The sequence below is a fragment of the Paraburkholderia phosphatilytica genome, from assembly GCF_003443895.1.
Classification (GTDB): domain Bacteria; phylum Pseudomonadota; class Gammaproteobacteria; order Burkholderiales; family Burkholderiaceae; genus Paraburkholderia; species Paraburkholderia phosphatilytica.
The window spans coordinates 1-20,140 of the sequence record NZ_QQOA01000016.1; the positions used below are offsets into that span (position 1 = coordinate 1).

21 protein-coding genes are annotated in these 20,140 nt (G+C 64.8%); 14 read left to right on the plus strand and 7 right to left on the minus strand.

Annotated features, from left to right (window positions below):
- Positions 1–240, minus strand: a 240-nt coding sequence (locus DVS29_RS18170; protein ID WP_476704097.1) for a flagellin N-terminal helical domain-containing protein, incomplete at its 3' end; no start/stop codon positions are given.
- Between the two features lie 533 nt (positions 241–773).
- On the opposite strand from DVS29_RS18170, the gene DVS29_RS18175 reads away from it, so the two are divergent.
- The 3 genes from DVS29_RS18175 (at position 774) to rpsU (ending at position 3,055) form a co-directional block, all read left to right on the plus strand.
- A complete protein-coding gene (locus DVS29_RS18175; RefSeq protein WP_118181878.1) occupies positions 774–1,484 on the plus strand; it encodes a glycosyltransferase family protein in 711 nt (236 codons plus the stop codon).
- 78 nt (positions 1,485–1,562) lie between these two features.
- Entirely contained in the window at positions 1,563–2,504 is a 942-nt protein-coding gene (locus DVS29_RS18180; RefSeq protein ID WP_118181879.1) for an aldo/keto reductase, read from the plus strand.
- 338 nt (positions 2,505–2,842) lie between these two features.
- Positions 2,843–3,055 (plus strand): 30S ribosomal protein S21, encoded by a 213-nt coding sequence (gene rpsU / locus DVS29_RS18185; RefSeq protein ID WP_006401410.1) that lies wholly within the window; start codon positions 2,843–2,845, stop codon positions 3,053–3,055.
- Between the two features lie 153 nt (positions 3,056–3,208).
- Here rpsU and DVS29_RS18190 read toward each other — a convergent pair whose 3' ends face one another.
- Positions 3,209–3,634: a hypothetical protein gene (locus tag DVS29_RS18190; protein ID WP_118181880.1), complete on the minus strand. Its 426-nt coding sequence runs from the start codon at positions 3,632–3,634 to the stop codon at positions 3,209–3,211.
- A 336-nt stretch (positions 3,635–3,970) separates the two neighbouring features.
- Positions 3,971–4,567: a DNA-3-methyladenine glycosylase I gene (locus DVS29_RS18195; RefSeq protein ID WP_118181882.1), complete on the minus strand. Its 597-nt coding sequence runs from the start codon at positions 4,565–4,567 to the stop codon at positions 3,971–3,973.
- Between the two features lie 181 nt (positions 4,568–4,748).
- On the opposite strand from DVS29_RS18195, the gene DVS29_RS18200 reads away from it, so the two are divergent.
- Both DVS29_RS18200 and DVS29_RS18205 read left to right on the plus strand, forming a co-directional pair.
- Positions 4,749–5,627 carry a glucosamine kinase nucleotide-binding domain-containing protein gene (locus DVS29_RS18200; protein ID WP_118182013.1) on the plus strand — a complete coding sequence of 293 codons (879 nt, stop codon included), beginning with the start codon at positions 4,749–4,751 and terminating at the stop codon, positions 5,625–5,627.
- Positions 5,628–5,740: 113 nt separating this feature from the next.
- The gene (locus DVS29_RS18205) at positions 5,741–6,562 is read left to right on the plus strand and encodes a Cof-type HAD-IIB family hydrolase (RefSeq protein ID WP_118181883.1); all 822 of its coding nucleotides are present in this window, start codon (positions 5,741–5,743) and stop codon (positions 6,560–6,562) included.
- A gap of 75 nt (positions 6,563–6,637) precedes the next feature.
- Here the strand turns inward: DVS29_RS18205 and DVS29_RS18210 are convergent, their stop codons facing one another.
- The 3 genes from DVS29_RS18210 to aqpZ all read right to left on the minus strand — a co-directional run bounded on the left by DVS29_RS18210 (position 6,638) and on the right by aqpZ (position 8,928).
- Positions 6,638–6,919, minus strand: a complete 282-nt coding sequence (locus tag DVS29_RS18210; protein ID WP_118181884.1) for a hypothetical protein — start codon at positions 6,917–6,919, stop codon at positions 6,638–6,640.
- A 342-nt stretch (positions 6,920–7,261) separates the two neighbouring features.
- Positions 7,262–7,969, minus strand: coding sequence for a histidine phosphatase family protein (locus tag DVS29_RS18215; protein ID WP_420816125.1), 708 nt, complete (start codon positions 7,967–7,969; stop codon positions 7,262–7,264).
- Positions 7,970–8,181: 212 nt separating this feature from the next.
- A complete protein-coding gene (gene aqpZ, locus DVS29_RS18220; protein WP_118181886.1) occupies positions 8,182–8,928 on the minus strand; it encodes an aquaporin Z in 747 nt (248 codons plus the stop codon).
- 292 nt (positions 8,929–9,220) lie between these two features.
- Here aqpZ and DVS29_RS18225 point away from each other — a divergent pair, with 292 nt between their 5' ends.
- On the plus strand, positions 9,221–9,523 hold the full coding sequence (locus DVS29_RS18225; RefSeq protein WP_118181887.1) for an H-NS histone family protein: 303 nt from the start codon (positions 9,221–9,223) through the stop codon (positions 9,521–9,523).
- Between the two features lie 230 nt (positions 9,524–9,753).
- Here the strand turns inward: DVS29_RS18225 and DVS29_RS18230 are convergent, their stop codons facing one another.
- The gene (locus DVS29_RS18230; protein WP_118181888.1) at positions 9,754–10,818 is read right to left on the minus strand and encodes a glycosyltransferase family 4 protein; all 1,065 of its coding nucleotides are present in this window, start codon (positions 10,816–10,818) and stop codon (positions 9,754–9,756) included.
- Between the two features lie 695 nt (positions 10,819–11,513).
- On the opposite strand from DVS29_RS18230, the gene flhD reads away from it, so the two are divergent.
- From flhD to DVS29_RS18270, 8 genes are all read left to right on the plus strand, one after another.
- Positions 11,514–11,843 (plus strand): flagellar transcriptional regulator FlhD, encoded by a 330-nt coding sequence (gene flhD / locus DVS29_RS18235; RefSeq protein WP_118181889.1) that lies wholly within the window; start codon positions 11,514–11,516, stop codon positions 11,841–11,843.
- A 144-nt stretch (positions 11,844–11,987) separates the two neighbouring features.
- A complete protein-coding gene (gene flhC / locus DVS29_RS18240) occupies positions 11,988–12,605 on the plus strand; it encodes a flagellar transcriptional regulator FlhC (RefSeq protein WP_164707939.1) in 618 nt (205 codons plus the stop codon).
- 119 nt (positions 12,606–12,724) lie between these two features.
- Entirely contained in the window at positions 12,725–13,585 is an 861-nt protein-coding gene (gene motA, locus DVS29_RS18245) for a flagellar motor stator protein MotA (protein ID WP_118181890.1), read from the plus strand.
- A gap of 24 nt (positions 13,586–13,609) precedes the next feature.
- The gene (motB, locus tag DVS29_RS18250) at positions 13,610–14,665 is read left to right on the plus strand and encodes a flagellar motor protein MotB (protein WP_118181891.1); all 1,056 of its coding nucleotides are present in this window, start codon (positions 13,610–13,612) and stop codon (positions 14,663–14,665) included.
- 164 nt (positions 14,666–14,829) lie between these two features.
- Positions 14,830–15,207: a response regulator gene (locus DVS29_RS18255; protein ID WP_118182014.1), complete on the plus strand. Its 378-nt coding sequence runs from the start codon at positions 14,830–14,832 to the stop codon at positions 15,205–15,207.
- A 50-nt stretch (positions 15,208–15,257) separates the two neighbouring features.
- Entirely contained in the window at positions 15,258–17,522 is a 2,265-nt protein-coding gene (gene cheA, locus DVS29_RS18260) for a chemotaxis protein CheA (protein WP_118181892.1), read from the plus strand.
- A gap of 62 nt (positions 17,523–17,584) precedes the next feature.
- Positions 17,585–18,112, plus strand: a complete 528-nt coding sequence (locus DVS29_RS18265) for a chemotaxis protein CheW (RefSeq protein ID WP_118181893.1) — start codon at positions 17,585–17,587, stop codon at positions 18,110–18,112.
- 72 nt (positions 18,113–18,184) lie between these two features.
- Positions 18,185–20,044 (plus strand): methyl-accepting chemotaxis protein, encoded by a 1,860-nt coding sequence (locus DVS29_RS18270; protein ID WP_118181894.1) that lies wholly within the window; start codon positions 18,185–18,187, stop codon positions 20,042–20,044.
- Positions 20,045–20,140: the final 96 nt, after the last annotated feature.

Below are 20,140 nucleotides of genomic sequence, written 5' to 3' on the forward strand. Positions count from 1 at the left end.
CGCGCTGCTGGCCGTCTGCACGATCGACGTACCGTCGTTCGCGTTCGACACACCCTGGTTAAGACCGTTGATCTGCGTTTGCAGGGTCGTCGAGATTGCGAGACCAGCTGCGTCGTCGGCCGCGCTGTTGATCCGCTTGCCCGAGGACAGGCGCGTGATCGCTTGCGAGAGCGCGTTGCCCGAACCGGTCAGGTTCTCTTGAGCGACGAGCGAGCTGATATTGCTATTGATCGAAAGCATGTTGTTCTCCGAAGAGCAATGGTCCCAGACCGGACCAATGTTGAACTGGGCGGAAGCAGCGTTGCTGCGCGCCTCTAAGCTGGTTTTCGGCGAACCCTTTCCGAACTTTAGGAAAGGAAAGAGAAAAATTACCAACCCTTGGGCGCGCGGGGGCGCGGCGCGGCCACGGAAAACGGGCTCGGCGGGGCGCTCCGGCGGCCATCCGCCGTAAGGTCTGGGGCGGGTGGACGCGCTGTCCGCGCTTCCTGCGCACCGTTCGCGATCGGGTGCCGTGGCGGACAGTTCGACTCAGTTCAACACCCCGACAGTTTCGGGCAAAGCGCGGTATCCGAAAGCCGCGAACAGCGGGGAAGAAGGCGCGTTGCTCACGGCTTCGCGCTCGCGTGCGCTCCTTACAATGCGCGGTGGAGCTGGTGGATCCAGCTTGCATGTCCTTATCGCAGCCTCGCGCCGCCGGACCTCCGGTCGCGGCCGGCGGGCGGCGGTCCCCTGAATTTTCCTGCGCCTCAGCGCGTCGATCCCGAGCCGTTTCGATGAAACCAGTCAGAATTGTGTGCGGTACGCGGCACTCGCAAGCCGACTTCCTGGCGAAAACGGCGCTTGGCCGCTCGCTCATCGCACATCAGAAGCTGAATCCCGTGGACGTCTGTCTGTTCCCGGAGAACCGGCGCGGGCTGTCCGAGATCTACAACACCGCGATCGAACAGGCGCGCGGCAATCCGGCGATCCTCGTGTTCATCCACGACGACGTGCATCTGCTCGACTTCCAGTGGAGCCAGAACCTGCGCGAAGGCCTGAAGAGCTTCGACGTGATCGGCGCCGCGGGCAACACGCGGATCGTGCCCGGTCATTCCTCGTGGGTCTTCATCAACGACCGGCTCACCATCGACGACCGGAGCAAGCTGAGCGGCGCGGTGGGACACGGCAAGGGTTTCCCGTGCCGGCTGGCCAACTACGGCGCAGCGGGCCAGCGCTGCAAGCTGCTCGACGGACTGCTGCTCGCGGTGGACAGCGAGCGTCTGCACGAGCGCGGCGTGTCGTTCGACGAGCAGTTCCAGTTCGACTTCTACGATCTCGATTTCTGCCGTACCGCCGACGAGAAGGGGCTGAGGCTCGGCACCTGGCCGATGAGCGTGGTCCACGAAAGCGAAGGCGCGTTCAATACCCCGGCGTGGCACGACGCTTACCAGCGCTACACGCGGAAATACGCAACGCGCGACGCGGTCGACACTGTCGCGGTCTAGTGTTGCCAGCCTTGCTGCGGGCCGCCGGGGCCCGGCGTATTCTTGACGCTTCCCCAGTTGCACACTCGTGGAGGCACCATGCAAAAGCGCCGGATTGGCCAGTCTGAGCTGCAGGTCGCGCCGCTGATGTTCGGCGGCAACGTGTTCGGCTGGACGGCGGACGAAGCGGCTTCGCTGTCGATCCTCGATGCGTTCTTCGACGCCGGGCTCGACTTCATCGATACCGCCGACGTCTATTCCAAATGGGTGCCCGGCCACGTGGGCGGCGAATCCGAGACGATCATCGGCAAGTGGCTGAAGCAGTCGGGCCATCGCGATCGCGTCGTGCTGGCCACCAAGGTCGGCATGCTGCCGACGCGCGAGGGGCTGTCGGCGGCCAACATACTCGCGGCAGTCGAAGACTCGCTGCGCCGGCTGCAGACCGACTACATCGACGTCTACTTCTCGCACAAGGACGTACCCGACACGCCGCTCGAAGAGACGCTCGGCGCGTACCAGCGGCTGATCGAGGCGGGCAAGGTGCGGGTGATCGGCGCATCGAACTACACGGGCGCGCGTCTGCAGGAAGCGGCGCGCGTGTCGCGCGAACAGAACCTGCCCGCCTATCAGATCGTCCAGCCGGAATACAACCTGTACGACCGGGCCGGGTACGAGACCGACCTGGAGCCGGTGGCGGTGGCGCAGAAGCTGTCGGTGGTGAGCTACTACAGTCTCGCCAGCGGCTTCCTGTCGGGCAAATACCGGTCGCGCGACGATCTTGGCAAGAGCCCGCGCGGCTCGCGCGTCGAGCGCATGCTGGATGCGCGCGGCCTGCGGATCCTCGCCGCGCTCGACGAAGTCGCCGCGCAGCACCGCAGCACGCCGGCTTCGGTCGCGCTCGCGTGGCTGATCGCGCGGCCGAGCGTGACGGCGCCGATCGCGAGCGCGACATCGCTCGAGCAGCTGAAAAGCCTCGTCGAAGCGGTGCATCTGACGCTCAGTTCCGCCGACATCGCGGCGCTGAACGATGCAAGTGCCTGAGTCGGTTGACAAATGCGTAGACAAAACGCTGGTCCGAGGTGCGGTTTCCTGTTAGAATCGAGAGTGAATTGAGATCTTTGCCTGTTTCGTTGCGCGCTTTCCGGTGGTTGTCGGGCGGCTTTGACAGCGGCAACAGGCATCCAGCGCGGCGCTGCAAGGTTGTTCCGCCAGCGGGTCGCGGTGAACTCTCCACCTCTCTTTTCCGGCCTCCGGGCCGATCGCCTCTCGTTTCTTCGTTGCAATTGCACGGTGGAGACGACCGGAGGGCCGGCGCGTCGGCGGTGTTGCCTGTTAGCCGCGGCGCATTAACGTATCAAGCGATTTGAGTTAGGAATTACATGACGACGATTCTTCTGAAGGAAAACGAGCCGTTCGAAGTGGCGATCCGCCGCTTCCGTCGTGCTATCGAAAAAAACGGTCTGATCGCCGAGCTGCGTGAGCGTCAGTCGTACGAAAAGCCGACCGCTGTGCGCAAGCGCAAGAAGGCTGCGGCTGTGAAGCGCCTGCACAAGCGCCTGCGTAGCCAGATGCTGCCGAAGAAGCTCCACTAAGCTTCTGTCGCGCACAAGGAAACGGCGTGAGCTTCGCAAGAAGCCACGCCGTTTTTCTTTGCCTTCGTTGTTCTTCGCTTTCCTTCGTTCCCGCTCGTCAGCATAGCCGCGTCGAGTTGCCGCGGCGCCTCGCCGGATGGCGGGGCAGGTGGCTCAAGCCGCCGCTTTCAGCCGCTCTGCCGAGAGCCCGAACTGTCTCGCGATCGACATCAGCCGATCGCGCCATTCCCACGTGCCGAACACATCGTGAACGTTCTGCAGGCAACTGAGCAGGTCGACCGTGGCGGGGTCGAAGATGTTGATGTGTGAGCGCAGCAGCGCCTTCTTCAGCGCAAGCACACCCGCGTCCATATACGCGGGCACGTCGACCGGCGTGCGGCCGATGAACCGCACCGGCACCCCTTCCATCGAGGTCATGTAGTCGCGCGGCTTGATGAAGCTGCCGACCGGACAGCCGCCGCAGTAACCCCGATACGCGCCGCCGCCGCGCGGCAGGAGCGCTGCGCGCCCCTGGCCGAAAAGATGATCCACGGCCCGATCGAAAATGGCCTGATGGCTCAGAAAGTCGAGGTTCTTCATGGTTGGTCTCCCGCGCTTCGTTCGCGGCGGTTTGTCTCGTTCGATTGCACTGCAGGCAGTATCCGGGTTCCGGTGTTTCCCGAAGCGTCGACTTGAGCGGCAAAGACCGATCAGTTCCCCGCTTCAGCCTTCAGCCCGTCCGCACGGCCTCGCTTCCCCGCGTTCGCGCTTCGCTGCCTGTTAACAGTTATAACGGCCGCGCGAGCGCGAAACACAGGCCTTCTGTCTGCCAGCGCGCAGTTCTCGGGTGTTTGTCGGTGTCGCGGCGAGCGCCGCATGTGGCCGAGCGCCGGGGTCCGGGGACTTTCCCTGGTGCGGGCCGCGGCGGGGAGTGGCTCAGCGGCCTTTGCCGCGCTTCATCTTCTTGCCGAGCGCCGCGCAGCGCGCGCGGCACATGCATCCCGATTCGTGATCGTTGACCATGCCGACGGCCTGCATGAACGCGTAGCAGATGGTCGTGCCGACGAACTTGCAGCCATAGCCCTTGAGCGCCTTGCTAAGCGCATCGGAGATCTCCGTCGACGCGGGCGCGTGCGTGTACGACTCCCACGTATTCTGGATCGGCGTGTGGTCGACGAACGACCAGATGAAGTCCGCGAACGAACCGTGCTCGGCCTGGATCTGCTGGACCGCCTTCGCATTGATCACCGCCGACTCGACCTTCGCGCGGTTGCGCACGATGCTGGGATCGGCGAGCAGCTTCTCGAGATGCTTCGGCGTGAGACGCGCGACGGCGTCGATGTCGAAGCCGGCGAAGCCGCGCCGGTAGCCGTCGCGCTTGTTCAGAATGGTCGACCATGAGAGGCCGGCCTGCGCGCCTTCGAGCACGAGCATCTCGAACAGATGCTGATCGTCTCGCGAAGGGACGCCCCATTCGTTGTCGTGATAGTGCGCGAGCGCTTCGCTCGTTGCCCAGTTGCATCGCTGTGTCACGGTCCGGCTCCTGCATGTTCGCGTTTGAGGACGCTGCAAAGGATAACGGAACCGCATGCGTCCGCAAGCAGGCCGGATGGCTGTCGCGGGGTTCGCAGTCGCGTCGGACATCTGGTGTATTGTTCGCCAGATTCGGGCGTGTCAATCTCTTCCTTCCATCGAACTCAAGCGCATCGTGCAGATGAACCAGGACCTCTTTCTGATCGGCGTCGACGGTGGCGGCACCGGCACCCGCGTCGTGCTGGCCGACGCAACCGGCCACGAACTCGCGCAAGGCACCGCGGGGCCGTCGGGGCTCGGGCTCGGCGTCGAACGCGCGTGGCAGTCGATCGGCGCGGCATGCAACGACGCGTTCCAGCGCGTCGGGCTGACGTTCGACTGGTCGCGCTGCGTGCTCGGCTGCGGCCTTGCCGGCGTCCACAATCGCGACTGGCTGGCCGCGTTCCTCGCGGCGAAACCGGCGGCGGCAGGCCTCGTCGTGAAAGACGACGGCTACACCACGCTGCTGGGCGCGCACGACGGCGCGCCGGGCGTGATCGTCGCGCTGGGAACGGGCAGCATCGCCGCCGTGCTGACGCCGGACGGGCTAGATCGACAGGCGAGCGGCTACGGCTTCCCGTCCGGCGACGAAGCGAGCGGCGCGTGGCTCGGCGTGCGCGCGATTCCGCACGCGCAGCAGGCGCTCGATGGCCGCGTTCCGCGCGATGCCTTCGCGCAGGCGCTGTGCGATTTCGTCGGCGCGCAGGATCGCGACAGCCTCGTCGTCTGGCTCTGTGCGGCGAACCAGACCGCCTATGCGAGCCTGACGCGAGTGCTGTTCGAGCATCGCGACCATCCGTTTGCGAAGCGCCTGTTGAACGACGCGGGCAACGAGATCGCGAAGATCATCGACGGGCTCGATCCGGGCGCCACGCTGCCCATCGCGCTGTGCGGCGGCCTCGGCGAGCCGCTGCGCGCCTATGTGCCGAAGCGCTTCGAAACGCGGCTGCGCGCGCCGCTGTCGGATTCGGCGCACGGGGCGCTGCAGCTCGCGAAACGCGAAGCCGCGAAGGCTGGCTGAGCGGTCGGCGGGCGAGTGGCGGGCGAACGACAAGCGGCCCGCGCGCCGGGTCGGCGAACGGCCGCAGGGCGGAAGAAAGGTAGAATGGAACCCCAAAGCCGCTCGATACCGCCATGTATAAAGTCATCGCCACCGATCTCGACGGAACGCTGCTCAACGCCGATCATCAGGTCGACCCGTTCACGGTCGCCACCGTCGGGCGGCTCGAAGCACAGGGGCTGCACTTCGTCATCGCGACCGGCCGGCACTATTGCGACGTCGCGGGCATCCGCGACCTGCTGCGCATCCGTCCTTATCTGATCACGTCGAATGGCGCGCGCGTTCACGCACCGGACGACACGATGGTCTTCTCGCAGGATCTGCCGGCATCCACGGTGCGCGATCTCGTCAAGCCGGAGATCGTCGGGAAGCACGGTCGGGTGATCGTCAACCTGTTCGCGGACGACTCATGGCTGATCGATCGCGACGCGCCGGATCTGTTGCGTCTGCATCAGGACTCGGGCTTCGTCTATCAGGTGTCCGATCTGCGGCAGCACGACGGGCGCGACATCGCGAAGGTGCTGTACATCGGCGAACCGTCGGATCTCGCGGTCATCGCGGCCAATCTGGAGCGCGAGTTCGGCACGACGCTCTACGTCACCTATTCGCTGCCGGATTGCCTCGAAGTGATGGCGGCGGGCGTATCGAAGGGGCGCGCGCTGCGCTTCGTGCTGACTGAGCTCGACATCGACCCCGCCCGCTGCGTCGCATTCGGCGACAACATGAACGACATCGATCTGCTCGAAACAGCGGGCCATCCGTTCATGATGAACAACGCGAATCCAGATCTGATGGCGCGCCTGCCCGAGGTGCCGCGCATCGGCAACAACTTCGAGGCGGGCGTGGCGCACCATCTGCGCAAGCTGTTTTCGCTGCGCGACGAGATTCTGTCGTAACGTGCCCCGCTGAAATAGCGACGAGGCGCCGCGCAAGCGGCGCCTCGTCATTCACCACCGGTTACCTGACACGGTTTAGCCGTGGCCCCAGCCATGGCCTTCCGGGCCGCGATGGTCATCGTGGTTCCAGCGATAGTCGTGGTGGTGCCAGTCATCGCGATGGTCCCAGTGGCGATGGTAGTAATCGCCGCCGTCATACGGCGCAGCATACGTCGGCTGCGCATAAGCCTGTTCGTACACCGGAGCCGGCGCGCCGAGCGACAACCCGACGTTCAGATCCGTGTGAGCCTGCGCGACACCGATTGCGCCGGCAGCAAGACCAGCAGCGACGAGCAGATGAGTAACGATGCGCTTCATGTTGGTTCTCCTGTCAGGCGGCGTGTTTGCCGCACGACTTCAATCTACGCAATCGCCCCTCGCCGCAGTGCGACCAGATGTTACGGAGTGCAAGCGTATCGTCACCAGCGCGTAAGGTGTGCGCGCATCGGAGTCGTGCCGTTTCGCGACGCGAAAAGCGGGGAACGCGCGCGAGCATCCGCGCTTCAGGGGCTTGGGGAGAAAGGGGAAGCCGCGAGGTCGCGCCTCGCGAACAGGATCGCCGCGCGACGCCCTGCGCGACGGCTATGACGTCGTAAACCGCCCTTACATCTGCACCATTTGTTAATGCTGGGGCGCTCAGTGAGCCGCTCAGTTAGCCATTCAATGAGCCGCGCTGGCGGGCGCATCCGGCAGCGTTGCGCACGGGCAATCGGTCGCGCGGCCGTTCAGGCCTTCATGATCGTGATGGAATGCAACGCTAGGTGTGCCGTCCTGCCAGTCGACCTTCAGCACGTACATGCTGTCGTAGTCGTCGCTCTCCCACTTCGGTACGTCCGATTTGCCGCCGCCATGCGCAGTCACAATCTGCCTGACCAGCGTCTCGATCTGCCGGTGTTCCCACGCCACGACCACCAGCTTGCCCCGATAGCGCGAATCGAGCACGGCCTTGCCGAGATCGTCGATATGCGACAGACCGAACGGCGTCTGGATCGGCAACTGGAACTGGATGGCCGTGGGTTCGATCGTGGCGAGCGGACGCACGTAGTAGTAGCGCTTGCCGTGATCTTCTTTCTGTTCGCCCGGATCGGGCGCGTACACGGCGGCCGGCTTGCCGAACTTCGCGGCGATGACGGCGGGCAGCGCGAGCGCGCGGTTCAGCCCCTGGCAGTCGAGTTGCCCGAGCCCTTGATCGGGCTTTTCGCCGTGCCGGACGAATACGATGGTCTCGGTGCTCGCGTTATCGACGGATGGGGCGGACGCGGCGAACGCGGTGGCGGGAGCGGCGAACACGCCCGCCGCGATCGCCGCGGCAACGACGCCATCGCGCGCCAGGCGATCGAACCATCCACGCATGCGACTCGGACTCATCGGGGCACCTGTGTTGTTTTGAGCGGGCTCGGGATCGACCGATTCTAGCAGCGGGCATGTCGATCCACCTTCCGGGACGCGCCGCCAGACGAAGCGCAATGCACTCGTGGGGCCGTGGAGAGCGACGCCACCAGGCGAAGCGACGAAGCGAAACGAAAAGGGCGGCCACTCCGGCCGCCCTCGTAATCCACACACTGCGTGATGCCGCGCGCTCAGGACACCGTTTCGCCGCGCGTCGGCACGGCCGGCAGCTTCGCGGCCGCGATAGCCGGGTAGACGATGCCCGCCAGCACCGCACCGATGATCGGCGCGACCCAGAACAGCCACAACTGATCTACCGCCGCGCCGCCGACGAAGAGCGCCGGGCCGGTGGACCGTGCCGGATTGACCGACGTGTTGGTGACCGGGATCGACACGAGGTGAATCAGCGTCAGACACAGGCCGATCGCGATCGGCGCGAAGCCTGCCGGCGCGCGTTTTTCCGTGGCGCCGAGAATGACGAACAGGAAGAAGGCGGTCATCACCACTTCGCAGACGAACGCCGCCGCCAGCGAATAGTGGCCGGGCGAGCGCATACCGTAGCCGTTGCTCGCAAAGCCGCTCGCGACCAGGTCGAAGCCCAGCTGGCCGCTTGCGATCACCGACAGGATCCACGCGCCGAGCACCGCGCCGATCACCTGCGCGGCGGTATACGGCACGACCTCGCGAAACGGGAAGCGCCCGGCGACGGCCAGCCCGACGCTGACCGCGGGGTTCAGATGGCAGCCGGAAATGTGGCCGATCGCATAGGCCATGGTCAGCACGGTGAGACCGAAGGCGAACGATACGCCGACAAAGCCGATACCCAGACCGTGAACCGGACCGGCGAAGTTCGCGGCGAGCACAGCGCTGCCGCAACCGCCGAGCACCAGCCACAACGTACCGAACATCTCGGCGGCAAGGCGTTTGGACAACTGCATGATGTGTAATCCTAAAAAAGTTCGACGAACCGCGGCAGGGAAGGCAAAATTCACCCGTGCGACGGACCGCGAGATTCTAGGCACAGGTCGTCCAGAATTGCTGTCAAGAATTGTCAATAAATGACGTATAGCGCCACTCATTCGCACATCGGGCCGAATTTCTTTTTTGACAATTGACGGTCCCTTAATAATTATCAGATGTAATCTCCGGTCCAGTATTAACAACGATTGCGGATTGGCGTGGATATCGTTAATCTCGGGGCAAATCGCTTTTCAACGGGGAGTCCAAAAAATGTCTCAATATGCAGACCTCAAGGCCCAGATCGCCAGGCTTCAGGCGCAGGCTGACGAGGCACGTCGCACTGAAGTGGAAGGGGTGATCGCGGAAATCCGCCAGAAGATCGCGGAGTATGGCCTGACGCCGCAGGATCTTGGCTTTGTCGTAGGCGCGAAGCGCGGCCGCCCGCCCAAGAAGGCGCCGCTGCCGCCGCGGTATCAGGATCCGAAGACCGGCAGCACGTGGAGCGGCCGGGGCAAGCCGCCCAAGTGGATCGCCGGCAAGAACCGCGAACGCTTTTTGATCGTTCAGGGATGAGTCCGCTTCGAAAGCGGACTGAAGGCGGCTTGAACACGTCTGGAATGGCGCCTCTAAATCGCGTCCAAAAGCTTTCTCAAGATTTCCTGAAAGCCGCGTTCGCGCTCAAAAGAAAAGCCGCCCCGAAAGGCGGCTTTTTTCACAAAAACGGCTGATTTATATCGCGATCGACGACTCGCAAACGATTGGCGTTGCGAGTCTCGCCGCAATTAACGCAGTACGCCGCCGGATTAACCGACTGCGACCTGGCGCAGCATCGGGCGCTGTGCGGCTTCCACGAGTGCCGTGTAGCCATCCACGTAATTCTGCGCCATCGTCTTCGAGCTGAAACGGCGTTCGAACTGCGCGCGAATCTCGGTGCGCGACAGGTCGTCGAGACGCTGCACGGCCGCCACTGCGCCTTGCACGTCCTCGCAGATGAAGCCCGTCAGGCCGTGATCGATCACCTCGGGCACTGACCCGCGATTGAACGCGACCACCGGCGTGCCGCACGCCATCGACTCGATCATCACGAGGCCGAACGGCTCCGACCAGTCGATCGGGAACAGCAGCGCCTTCGCGCCCGACAGGAACTCGGGCTTCTGCGCCTCGTTGATCTCGCCGACGAATTCCACATGCGCCATCGACAGCAGCGGCTCGATCTCGGTCTTGAAGTAGTCCTGGTCGACCTTATCCACCTTCGCCGCGATCTTCAGCGGCAGGCCGCTCTGCGCGGCGATCCGGATCGCGGTATCGACACGCTTTTCCGGGCAGATGCGGCCGAGGAACGCCAGGTATTCCGGCTTGCGGTGCGGTTGCGGCGTGAGCAGCTGGTCCGGCAGGCCGTGATAGATCGTGTTCAGCCAGTTCGCCTGCGGCAGCGGCTGACGCTGCGAATCCGAGATCGACACCACCGGCACGTCCTGGAAGTTGTCGAAGATCGGCTGCAGTTCGGGCAGGTCGAGACGGCCGTGCAGCGTGGTCACGAACGGCGTTTCCATCGATGCGAACAGCGGGAACGGCAGGTAGTCGAGGTGGAAGTGCAGCACGTCGAACTCATGCGCGACGCGGCGCACGTGTTCCAGCAGCACAACGTGCGGCGCCATCGCGTCGCGCACCGTCGGGTCGAGCCGGAGCGCGCGCGGCCATGCCGCCTCGAGCTTCGCCGACGTCACCGAATCGCCACTTGCGAACAGCGTCACATCGTGGCCGAGCTCGACGAGCGCCTCGGTCAGATAGGACACGACCCGCTCCGTTCCACCGTAGAGCTTGGGGGGGACTGCTTCATAGAGCGGTGCGATTTGTGCGATTCGCATGCGTATTCTCCTGTTCAGAAGGAAGCCGTACAGCCGCCGCAAACTGGGACATCGATATCAAACGGCTGCGCGGTTGCCGGTCGGACCAAAGAAAAAGGCGCGCGAAGAGCACTCCGCGACCCGTGGATTTCCCGGCTCCGTAAGCGCGAGCCAGCTGCTTGATGCCCGCTGGCTCGCCTCCCGGGTTATCCCTTACGTCTCATTATCGGGATCGGTCGCGCCAATTCGAGCTATTTTTCAAACACTTAATGTTGTTACAGCGCGAAACACCGCCTGTAACAGCGCCCGCCGAAGCGGAAAAATTCAAACGAAACAAGGGTTTGCGCAGTCGTTGCGGGAGCATCGACCTGCCGGTCGAACGGCTGTTTCAACGCATGGCTGGCCCCTAAACCGGCTGTGTTGCAGGGAAATGAAAACGCTCTATAATTCGTCCGCGCACGCCGATCGGCTACCCGCCGCGCACTCCGATTCGATCGCTTTCTCCTCGTAGACCCGTCCAATGTAGGAAAAATTCCTACAGCATTTATAGACATTTCCGACTCAAGTCCCAGGCTTCTGTCCGATTTCCGTCCTCCGACCCTTTGGCGACAATGCCCTCACGACCATAAACGGCCGTTCGTGCGAAGTCGATTGACGCGAGCGAGCAAACGTTTCCGAAAACGGCCTGACCAGCCAGCTTCAAAAACGGGGGAATCATGAGCGCCACCGCGACCAGTAGCGACATGCTCAATGAGATCCGGGACGTGAATCTGTCCTATCTCCTGCTCGCGCAGCGACTGCTGCGTGAGGACAAGGCGATGGGCATGTTCCGCATGGGGATCTCGGAGCAGCTAGCCGACGTGCTGTCGAGCCTCTCGCTCGCGCAGACCGTCAAGCTGGCGGCATCTGCGCAAGTCTTGTGCCGCTTCCGCTTCGACGATCACGCGATCCTCACTTCGCTTGCCGACAAGGGCAAGCCCAACACCGTCACGCAGGCGCATTCCGCGATCGTGATGGCGAGCCAGCCGGTCGAACAGATCGGCTGACGCGCGCGGCCGCAAGGCACGCGCGCGAGGCTCGAACGCAGCGGACCGATTCAATACAACGCACAGGGCCCGGCGCGACCACGCCTGCCCGGAACGCGCCGCCAATGCACACGGCCGGCGCACGCGACGCAGGACACGGGGCGGATGGCACATAAAAGCGTGGTACTCGAGGTCAGGGAGATCACCCTGGCGATCGAGCTGATCGAACTGGGCGCGCGGCTGCAGCTGCTCGAGGCCGAGACGAGCCTGTCGCGGGACCGCCTGATCAAGCTCTATAAGGAGCTGAAAGGTGTATCGCCGCCGAAGGGCATGCTGCCGTTCTCGACCGACTGGTTCATGACCTGGCAGCCGAACGTCCATTCGTCGCTGTTCTACAACATCTACCGGTTCATGGCCGACCATGGCGGCTGCGCGACGATCCAGTCGATCGTGAAAGGCTACCGGCTCTACCTCGAACACGTCGCGCTGCACGACGACGAGCCGATCCTGAGCCTCACGCGCGCGTGGACGCTGGTGCGCTTCTTCGACTCCGGCATGCTGCAGCTGATGCCGTGCACCCGCTGCGGCGGCCATTTCGTCGCGCACGCGCACGATCCGCAGCAGGGCTTCGTCTGCGGGCTGTGCCAGCCGCCGTCGCGTGCCGGCAAGACCCGCAAGGCCGCCGATGCGCGGGCCCGCGAAGCCGCCGATGCCGCCTTCCTGGCGGACGGCGCCGCGCATGTAGCCCACCCCGAAGACGAAGCCGCCGATCTCCCGGCCTGAACCGCCGGACACAGCCGCGACAAGCCCTCCCGACCCGTCCCGCTTTTCCGCCAAAGTTTTCCAGGCCCTTGCCGTAAACCAAGGAGACGGCGTTCCCGCCGCTACTGTGAGGGCTTGAGGTGCTGATTTTCGTTGGAACTCTCGTGACGCTGTTGTCGGTCTTCGGCGGCTATGCGCTGGAGGGCGGCCATCTTGGCGCGCTCATGCAGCCCGTCGAGGTGCTGATGATCGCTGGCGCGGGCGTCGGCGCCTTCATTCTTGGCAACGGAATCAAGACCATCAAGGCCACACTCGGGGTCATTCCCACCCTCTTCAAGGGCTCGAAGTACAACAAGGATGTCTACATGGAGCTGATGGCGCTCCTGTACGTGCTGCTCGCGAAGGCGCGCAAGGAAGGCACGCTGACGCTCGAAGCGGACATCGACGACCCCGAGAAGAGCCCGATCTTCACGCAGTACCCGAAGATCCTCGCCGACAAGCACATCGTCGAATTCCTGACCGACTACCTGCGACTGATGGTGGGCGGCAACATGAACGCGTTCGAGATCGAAAGCCTGATGGACGAGGAGATCGAGACGCACCACCACGAAGGCGAAGCTCCGGCGCACGCGCTGACGAAGGTCGGCGACGCGATGCCGGCGTTCGGCATCGTCGCGGCGGTGATGGGCGTCGTCCACACGATGGCGTCCGCCGACAAGCCGCCCGCAGTGCTCGGCGAGATGATCGCGCAGGCGCTGGTCGGCACGTTCCTCGGCATTCTGCTGTCGTACGGTCTGATCGGCCCGCTCGCGAGCGTCGCCGAACAGCGCGTCACCGAATCGACCAAGATGTTCCAGTGCATCAAGGTCACGATCCTCGCGAGCCTGAACGGCTATGCCCCCGCGATCGCGGTGGAGTTCGGCCGCAAGGTGCTGTTCTCTACCGAGCGGCCGTCGTTCGCCGAGCTCGAAGAGCACGTGCGCCGCGTGAAGGCCAAGTAACGCCCGCTTCACGGACGAACCTATATGGCCAACGACAAAGACCGCGCGATCGTCGTCAAGCGGATCAACCAGAAGAAGGGCGGTCACCACGGCGGTGCATGGAAGCTCGCGTACGCGGACTTCATGACCGCGATGATGGCGTTCTTCCTGCTGATGTGGCTGCTCAGTTCCGCGAGCACCGTGCAGCTGCGCGGCATCGCCGACTACTTCAACCAGCCGCTCAAGATCACGCTGTGGGGCGGCGACCGCAGCGCCGAAGACTCCAGCATCCTCAACGGCGGCGGCCGCGACCTCTCCACCGACAAGGACGGCGTGTCGCACTTCAACGAAGCCGCGACCGCAGCCGCGAAAGCGCAGCAGATGGCGACCCGCGGCGCCGCCGGCGAAGACGACGCGGTGAGGCGCCTGCAGGGCGCGCTCGAACGCCAGGAGCAGGCGCGCCTGCACGACCTGCAGATCAAGCTGATGGCCGCGATCGAGGCCAACCCCGTGCTGCGCCAGTTCAAGCAGCAGATCCGTATCGATTCCACGCTGACTGGCCTGCGCATCGAGATCGTCGATACGCAGAAGCGGCCGATGTTCGCGACCGCGAGCAACGACGTCGAACCGTATATGCGCGACATCCTGCGCGAGATCGGCAAGACCCTCAACGACGTGCCGAACCGCATCGTCGTGCAGGGCCACACGGACGCCGTGCCGTATGCGGGCGGCGAGAAGGGCTACAGCAACTGGGAACTCTCCGCCGACCGCGCGAATGCATCACGCCGTGAGCTGATCGCGGGCGGCATGGACGAATCGAAAGTGCTGCGCGTGCTCGGTCTCGCGTCGACGCAGAACCTGAACAAGGCGAATCCGCTCGACCCCGAGAACCGGCGCATCAGCATCATCGTGCTCAACAAGCGCTCGGAAGAGGCATTGACGCACGACGACACGACCACGACCACGCTGTCGAACGACGCGGCTGGCGCGAACACGGGCACCAACGTCGGCACGAAGCCAGGCGCGGGCGTGGGCATGAGCGGCGCCGCCGCGCCGCTGCTGCAGAAGGTTGCGCAGCCGGTTGCGGGGGAAACCCCGTAACAAAGCAGTTCTAAAGAAATCCCGTGGAAGGACGTAAAGCGGGCATGACGTGCCGCACATCGCATGGCGGTGCACAGCAGGCAGCAGGCAACAGGAGGCGCGCCGGACGCAACGAGATGAAGCGTTCAGCGTGGCAAGACAAAGAAGGGTGCAGCGAGGATTTCATGATCAGGCACATTCTGGCAATCGACGATTCGGCCGCAATGCGGGAAATCATCCGCGCGACGCTGACGTCGGCCGGCTACCAGGTGACGCTCGCGCAGGATGGCGACGAGGGACTCGAGCATGCGCTCGCAACGTCGTTCGATCTCGTGCTGACGGACCAGCACATGCCGGGCCGCACGGGTCTCGATCTGATTGCGAGTCTGCGCGGCAACCCGTCTTACCAGACCACGCCGATCCTCGTGCTCACCACCGAATCGGGCGACTCGTTCAAGGCGACCGCACGGGCGGCAGGTGCGACCGGCTGGATCGAAAAGCCGTTCGATCCGGAAATGCTCACCGAACTGGTCGCGGCGCTCGGCGCCCCCAGCCACGCCTGAGCGGTACGACAGGCAGCAAGCCATATACAGAATCATCGCGGTGACCAGGCATGACACTCGACATCACTCAGTTCTATCAGACGTTCTTCGATGAAGCGGACGAGCTGCTCGCGCAGATGGAGCAGCTGCTGCTCGATCTCGACGTCAATCGTCCGGACCCCGAGGACCTCGCGGCGATCTTCCGCGCGGCGCACTCGATCAAGGGCGGCGCAGCCACTTTCGGCTTCACCGCGCTGACGGAAACGACGCACATCCTCGAATCGCTGCTCGACCGCGCGCGCAACAACGAACTCGTGCTGCGCAAGGACATGATCGACACGTTCCTCGAAACCAAGGACGTGCTGTCGGGCCAGCTCGCCGATTACCGCGCGAGCGCCGAGCCGGACCGCGCGGTCGCGGCCGCGATCTGCGCGAAGCTCGAGCACCTGAATGCGACCAGTCAGGGCGGCGCGGTGGCGGCAGCCCCGGCAGCAGTCGAAGCGGTCGCAGCACCGGCTGCGGTGGCCGCGATGGTGGAAGCCGAAGCGCCGGCGAAAGAATTCGTGCTCGAATTCGTCGACGGCAGCGACACGCCCGAGCACGTCGTCACGCAGGCGATCGAAGCCGCGGGCGAGTGGATCGAACATGCATCACCGGCCGATACCGGCGCGTCAGACGCCGACGGCCCGCACCTCAAAATTACGCTACGGGAAGTGGGAGAGAAGGACCAGGCTCTGCTAGTCGAAGAACTGGGCAACCTGGGACATATCGTCGGGCAGAAGCAGACCAGCAGCGATCTGACGCTGTGGCTGGCTTCGGATGTACCGTCCGACGACATCGTGGCCGTGTGCTGTTTCGTGATCGACGAAAGTCAGATCGTGATCGGTCGCGGCACGGCGCCGGGAGGCGAGGCGCAGCAAGGCGAACCTGGAACGCCCGCTGATGCGCCCACGCAACCGGCGGCGCCTGTCGCAGAAGCAGCGAGCGCGGCTCCGGCCGCCGCAAGCCCCGCTTCGGCGACGAGCGCGCAAACCGCCACGGCGGCTGCTCCGGCAGCGGCCGCGGCACCGGCAGCAGTCGCGGCGGCACCCGCGGCAGTACCGGCCGAGACGGACCGCAAGAGCCGTCCGGCCGCCGCAGCCAATGCCGAAGGCAGCTCGATCCGTGTCGGCGTCGAGAAGGTGGACCAGCTGATCAACCTCGTCGGAGAACTGGTGATCACGCAGGCCATGCTCGCGGAAACGACGAGCACCTTCGATCCGGCGCTGCACGACCGGCTGTTCAACGGCATGGCGCAGCTCGAGCGCAACGCGCGCGATCTGCAGGAAGCGGTGATGTCGATCCGCATGATGCCGATGGATTACGTGTTCAGCCGCTTCCCGCGCCTCGTGCGCGATCTCGCGGCGAAACTCGGCAAGGAAGTGGAGCTCGTCACCTTCGGTCAGGCGACCGAACTCGACAAGAGCCTCATCGAACGCATCATCGATCCGCTCACGCACCTGGTGCGCAACAGCCTCGACCACGGCATCGAAACGGTCGAGGCGCGCCGCGCCGCGGGCAAGGATGGCACGGGCCAGCTCGTGCTGTCCGCCGCGCATCACGGCGGCAACATCGTGATCGAGGTCAGCGACGACGGCGCGGGTCTGCGTCGCGACAAGATTCTCGCGAAGGCCGCGAAGCAGGGCCTGCCGGTCAGCGATTCGATGACCGACGACGAAGTGTGGAACCTGATCTTCCTGCCGGGCTTCTCGACGGCGGAGCAGGTGACGGACGTGTCCGGCCGCGGCGTGGGCATGGACGTGGTGAAGCGCAACATCCAGTCGATGGGCGGCCACGTCGAGATCCATTCGCAGGCCGGCAAGGGCAGCACGACCCGCATCGTGCTGCCGCTCACGCTCGCGATTCTCGACGGCATGTCGGTGAAGGTCGGCAGCGAAATCTTCATCCTGCCGCTGAACTTCGTGATGGAGTCGCTGCAGCCGGTTGCCGAAGACATCTACACGATCGCCAATGGCGACCGCGTGGTGCGCGTGCGGGGTGAATACCTGCCGCTCGTCGCGCTGCATTCGGTGTTCGACGTCGAAACCGCGCGCACCGATCCGACCCAGGGCATCGTCACCATCCTTGAAACCGAAGGGCGCCGCTTCGCGATGCTCATCGACGAGCTGGTCGGCCAGCAGCAGGTGGTGGTGAAGAACCTGGAAACCAATTACCGCAAGGTGCACGGCATTTCCGCCGCGACCATCCTCGGCGACGGCAGCGTCGCCCTGATCGTCGACGTGGCCGCGCTCAACCGCGAATCCCGTGGCATGCACGGGGCCAAGAGCCTCGCCTGACCCTCGCGGCAGGCAAGGCATACGCAGACCGTTTTTAACCTACGCAACCTTTGGGGGTTAACGTGGCAGAAGTTCATTCCATCAGTCCGGCCGTGAATGGCGCGACGGGCCGCCGCGATGCGGGTCAGGCCGACGCGACCGGCCAGGAATTCCTCGTCTTCACGCTCGGCGCCGAAGAGTACGGCATCGACATCCTGAAGGTGCAGGAAATCCGCGGCTACGAAAGCGTGACGCGCATTGCGAACGCACCGAATTTCATCAAGGGCGTGATCAACCTGCGCGGCATCATCGTCCCGATCGTCGACATGCGGATCAAGTTCCAGCTGGGCCGCGTCGAGTACGACCATCAGACCGTCGTGATCATCCTGAACGTCGCGCATCGCGTCGTCGGCATGGTGGTGGATGGCGTGTCGGACGTGCTGACGCTCACGGCCGAGCAGATCATGCCGGCGCCGGAGTTCGGCGCGACGCTGACGTCCGAGTACCTGACGGGTCTCGGCACGGTCGACGGCCGCATGCTGATCCTGATGGATATCGAAAAGCTGATGGTCAGCCCGGAAATGGCGCTGATCGAAACGCTCGGCGGCTGACGGAAACGCGCGCGCGGCGCGAGCGCCGCGCGAATGCAACGAGCCGACGCAAAAGGTTTGAGGGGAAATTCAATGCTCGACAGATGGTCGATCCGCGCGACGCTGACAGCGGCCGGCGCGGTCCTGGTGATGTTCACGGTGGCGGTCGGCGCGCTGGGTCTTTCGGCGCTCGGCAACGCGATGTCGTCGATCGAATCGATCGCGCATGGCGACATGATCGCGATCCGCGACCTGAACGATTCGTCGACGTATCTGCTGCGCTCGCGCATCGCGCTCGATCGCGTGAGTTCGCTGCTCGCGGCGGGCGAAACGGAAGATGCGAAGAAGGGTCTCGCCCGCGCGCAGCAGCTGCTCGATCTGTCGAAGCAGAACTGGGACGGTTTCCTCGCCACGCCGAAGAAAGGCGTCGACCAGGCGCTGATCGATGCGGTCACCGCGAAGCGCGCGTCGCTGCTGAATGACGGCGTGAGTCCGGAAGTGGCCGCGCTCAACAACAGCGACCTGACCACGTACCACTCGATCGCCGACGTGAAGATCACGACGATGTTCGTCGCGTACGACAACGCCGCCACGCCGGTCATCAAGGCGCTGCAGCAGAGCGCGGACGCGGAAGAGTCCGACACGGTCTCGAAGATCTCGTCGATGCGCGCGCTGATCATCGGCGTCGTGATCGCGGCGATCGCGCTCGTGGTGGTGATCCGCTTCGCGCTGCGCGGCCTCATCATGCAGCCGCTCAGCGATGCGATCGAAGCGTTCGAACGTATCTCGTCGGGCGATCTGACGAAGCCGGTCACGCATACGAGCCGCAACGAAATGGGCCGCCTGTTCGACGGCCTCAGGAAGATGCAGGCCAGCCTGTCCACGCTCGTGAAGACGGTGCACACGAACGCCGAATCGATCGATACCGGCGCGCGCGAAATCGCGATGGGCAACACCGACCTGTCGCAGCGCACCGAAGAGCAGGCCGCGTCGCTGCAGGAAACCGCATCGAGCATGGAGCAGCTCACCGGCACCGTGCGCCAGAACGCCGAGAACGCGCGTCAGGCGAGCCAGCTCGCCGTCAACGCGTCGGATATCGCGAAGCGCGGCGGCGAAGTGGTGGGCCAGGTCGTCGACACGATGCGCGACATCGCGTCGAGCTCCGGCAAGGTGGTCGACATCATCAGCGTGATCGAAGGCATCGCGTTCCAGACCAACATCCTTGCGCTGAACGCGGCCGTCGAAGCGGCGCGCGCCGGCGAGCAGGGCCGCGGCTTCGCGGTGGTGGCGGGCGAAGTGCGCAGCCTCGCGCAGCGCAGCGCGAGCGCGGCGAAGGAAATCAAGGAGCTGATCGGCGACGCATCGACCAAGGTCGAGGGCGGCACGGAGCTCGTGAGCCGCGCCGGCACGACGATGGACGAGATCGTGCAGGCCGTGCGCCGCGTGACCGACATCATGGGCGAGATCAGCGCCGCATCGGAAGAGCAGTCGGGCGGCATCGAGCAGGTGAGCCGCGCGGTCAACCAGATGGACGAAGTGACCCAGCAGAACGCCGCGCTCGTCGAACAGGCGGCCGCCGCGGCCGCGTCGCTCGAAGAGCAGACCCGCTCGCTGCAAGGCGTGATCAGCACGTGGCGCGTGGCGAACGGCGACAGCATCGTTGCGCGCGTACGTCCGGGCGCCGCGGCGCCGCATTCGGCAAAACCCGCATTCAAGAAGCCCGCTCCCGCGGCCGTCAAGCAGGTGACGGCAGCGGCAAAGTCGGCGCCCGCAGCAGCCAGCCCGGCAGTCCCGGCGAAGGCTGCGGCGGTTGCCCCGGCCGCGGCGGCGAAGCCCGGCGCAACGGTGACCCGTCGCGAACCGGTGCTGAAGCCGAAGCTCGCGGCGCGTGCCGCGGCGACGGCCGCCGCGCCGGCAACGGCCGGTTCCGACGCGGACTGGGAAACGTTCTAGACATGGCAGGCAGACGGATATGCAGGGTTCGGTTTTCGCGCGGCACGAGCCGCGCACAGGTAACACGCGCTGTTTGAGCGCAAGCCGGACCGGCAG

Bases quoted from the DNA above. Each gene is read 5' to 3' on its own strand.
- DVS29_RS18175 (WP_118181878.1), top strand. From the start codon at position 774: ATGAAACCAGTCAGAATTGTGTGCGGTACGCGGCACTCGCAAGCCGAC.
- DVS29_RS18180 (WP_118181879.1), top strand. From the start codon at position 1,563: ATGCAAAAGCGCCGGATTGGCCAGTCTGAGCTGCAGGTCGCGCCGCTG.
- rpsU (WP_006401410.1), top strand. From the start codon at position 2,843: ATGACGACGATTCTTCTGAAGGAAAACGAGCCGTTCGAAGTGGCGATC.
- DVS29_RS18190 (WP_118181880.1), bottom strand. From the start codon at position 3,634: ATGAAGAACCTCGACTTTCTGAGCCATCAGGCCATTTTCGATCGGGCC.
- DVS29_RS18200 (WP_118182013.1), top strand. From the start codon at position 4,749: ATGAACCAGGACCTCTTTCTGATCGGCGTCGACGGTGGCGGCACCGGC.
- DVS29_RS18205 (WP_118181883.1), top strand. From the start codon at position 5,741: ATGTATAAAGTCATCGCCACCGATCTCGACGGAACGCTGCTCAACGCC.
- DVS29_RS18210 (WP_118181884.1), bottom strand. From the start codon at position 6,919: ATGAAGCGCATCGTTACTCATCTGCTCGTCGCTGCTGGTCTTGCTGCC.
- DVS29_RS18215 (WP_420816125.1), bottom strand. From the start codon at position 7,969: ATGAGTCCGAGTCGCATGCGTGGATGGTTCGATCGCCTGGCGCGCGAT.
- aqpZ (WP_118181886.1), bottom strand. From the start codon at position 8,928: ATGCAGTTGTCCAAACGCCTTGCCGCCGAGATGTTCGGTACGTTGTGG.
- DVS29_RS18225 (WP_118181887.1), top strand. From the start codon at position 9,221: ATGTCTCAATATGCAGACCTCAAGGCCCAGATCGCCAGGCTTCAGGCG.
- DVS29_RS18230 (WP_118181888.1), bottom strand. From the start codon at position 10,818: ATGCGAATCGCACAAATCGCACCGCTCTATGAAGCAGTCCCCCCCAAG.
- flhD (WP_118181889.1), top strand. From the start codon at position 11,514: ATGAGCGCCACCGCGACCAGTAGCGACATGCTCAATGAGATCCGGGAC.
- flhC (WP_164707939.1), top strand. From the start codon at position 11,988: ATGGCACATAAAAGCGTGGTACTCGAGGTCAGGGAGATCACCCTGGCG.
- motB (WP_118181891.1), top strand. From the start codon at position 13,610: ATGGCCAACGACAAAGACCGCGCGATCGTCGTCAAGCGGATCAACCAG.
- DVS29_RS18255 (WP_118182014.1), top strand. From the start codon at position 14,830: ATGATCAGGCACATTCTGGCAATCGACGATTCGGCCGCAATGCGGGAA.
- cheA (WP_118181892.1), top strand. From the start codon at position 15,258: ATGACACTCGACATCACTCAGTTCTATCAGACGTTCTTCGATGAAGCG.
- DVS29_RS18270 (WP_118181894.1), top strand. From the start codon at position 18,185: ATGCTCGACAGATGGTCGATCCGCGCGACGCTGACAGCGGCCGGCGCG.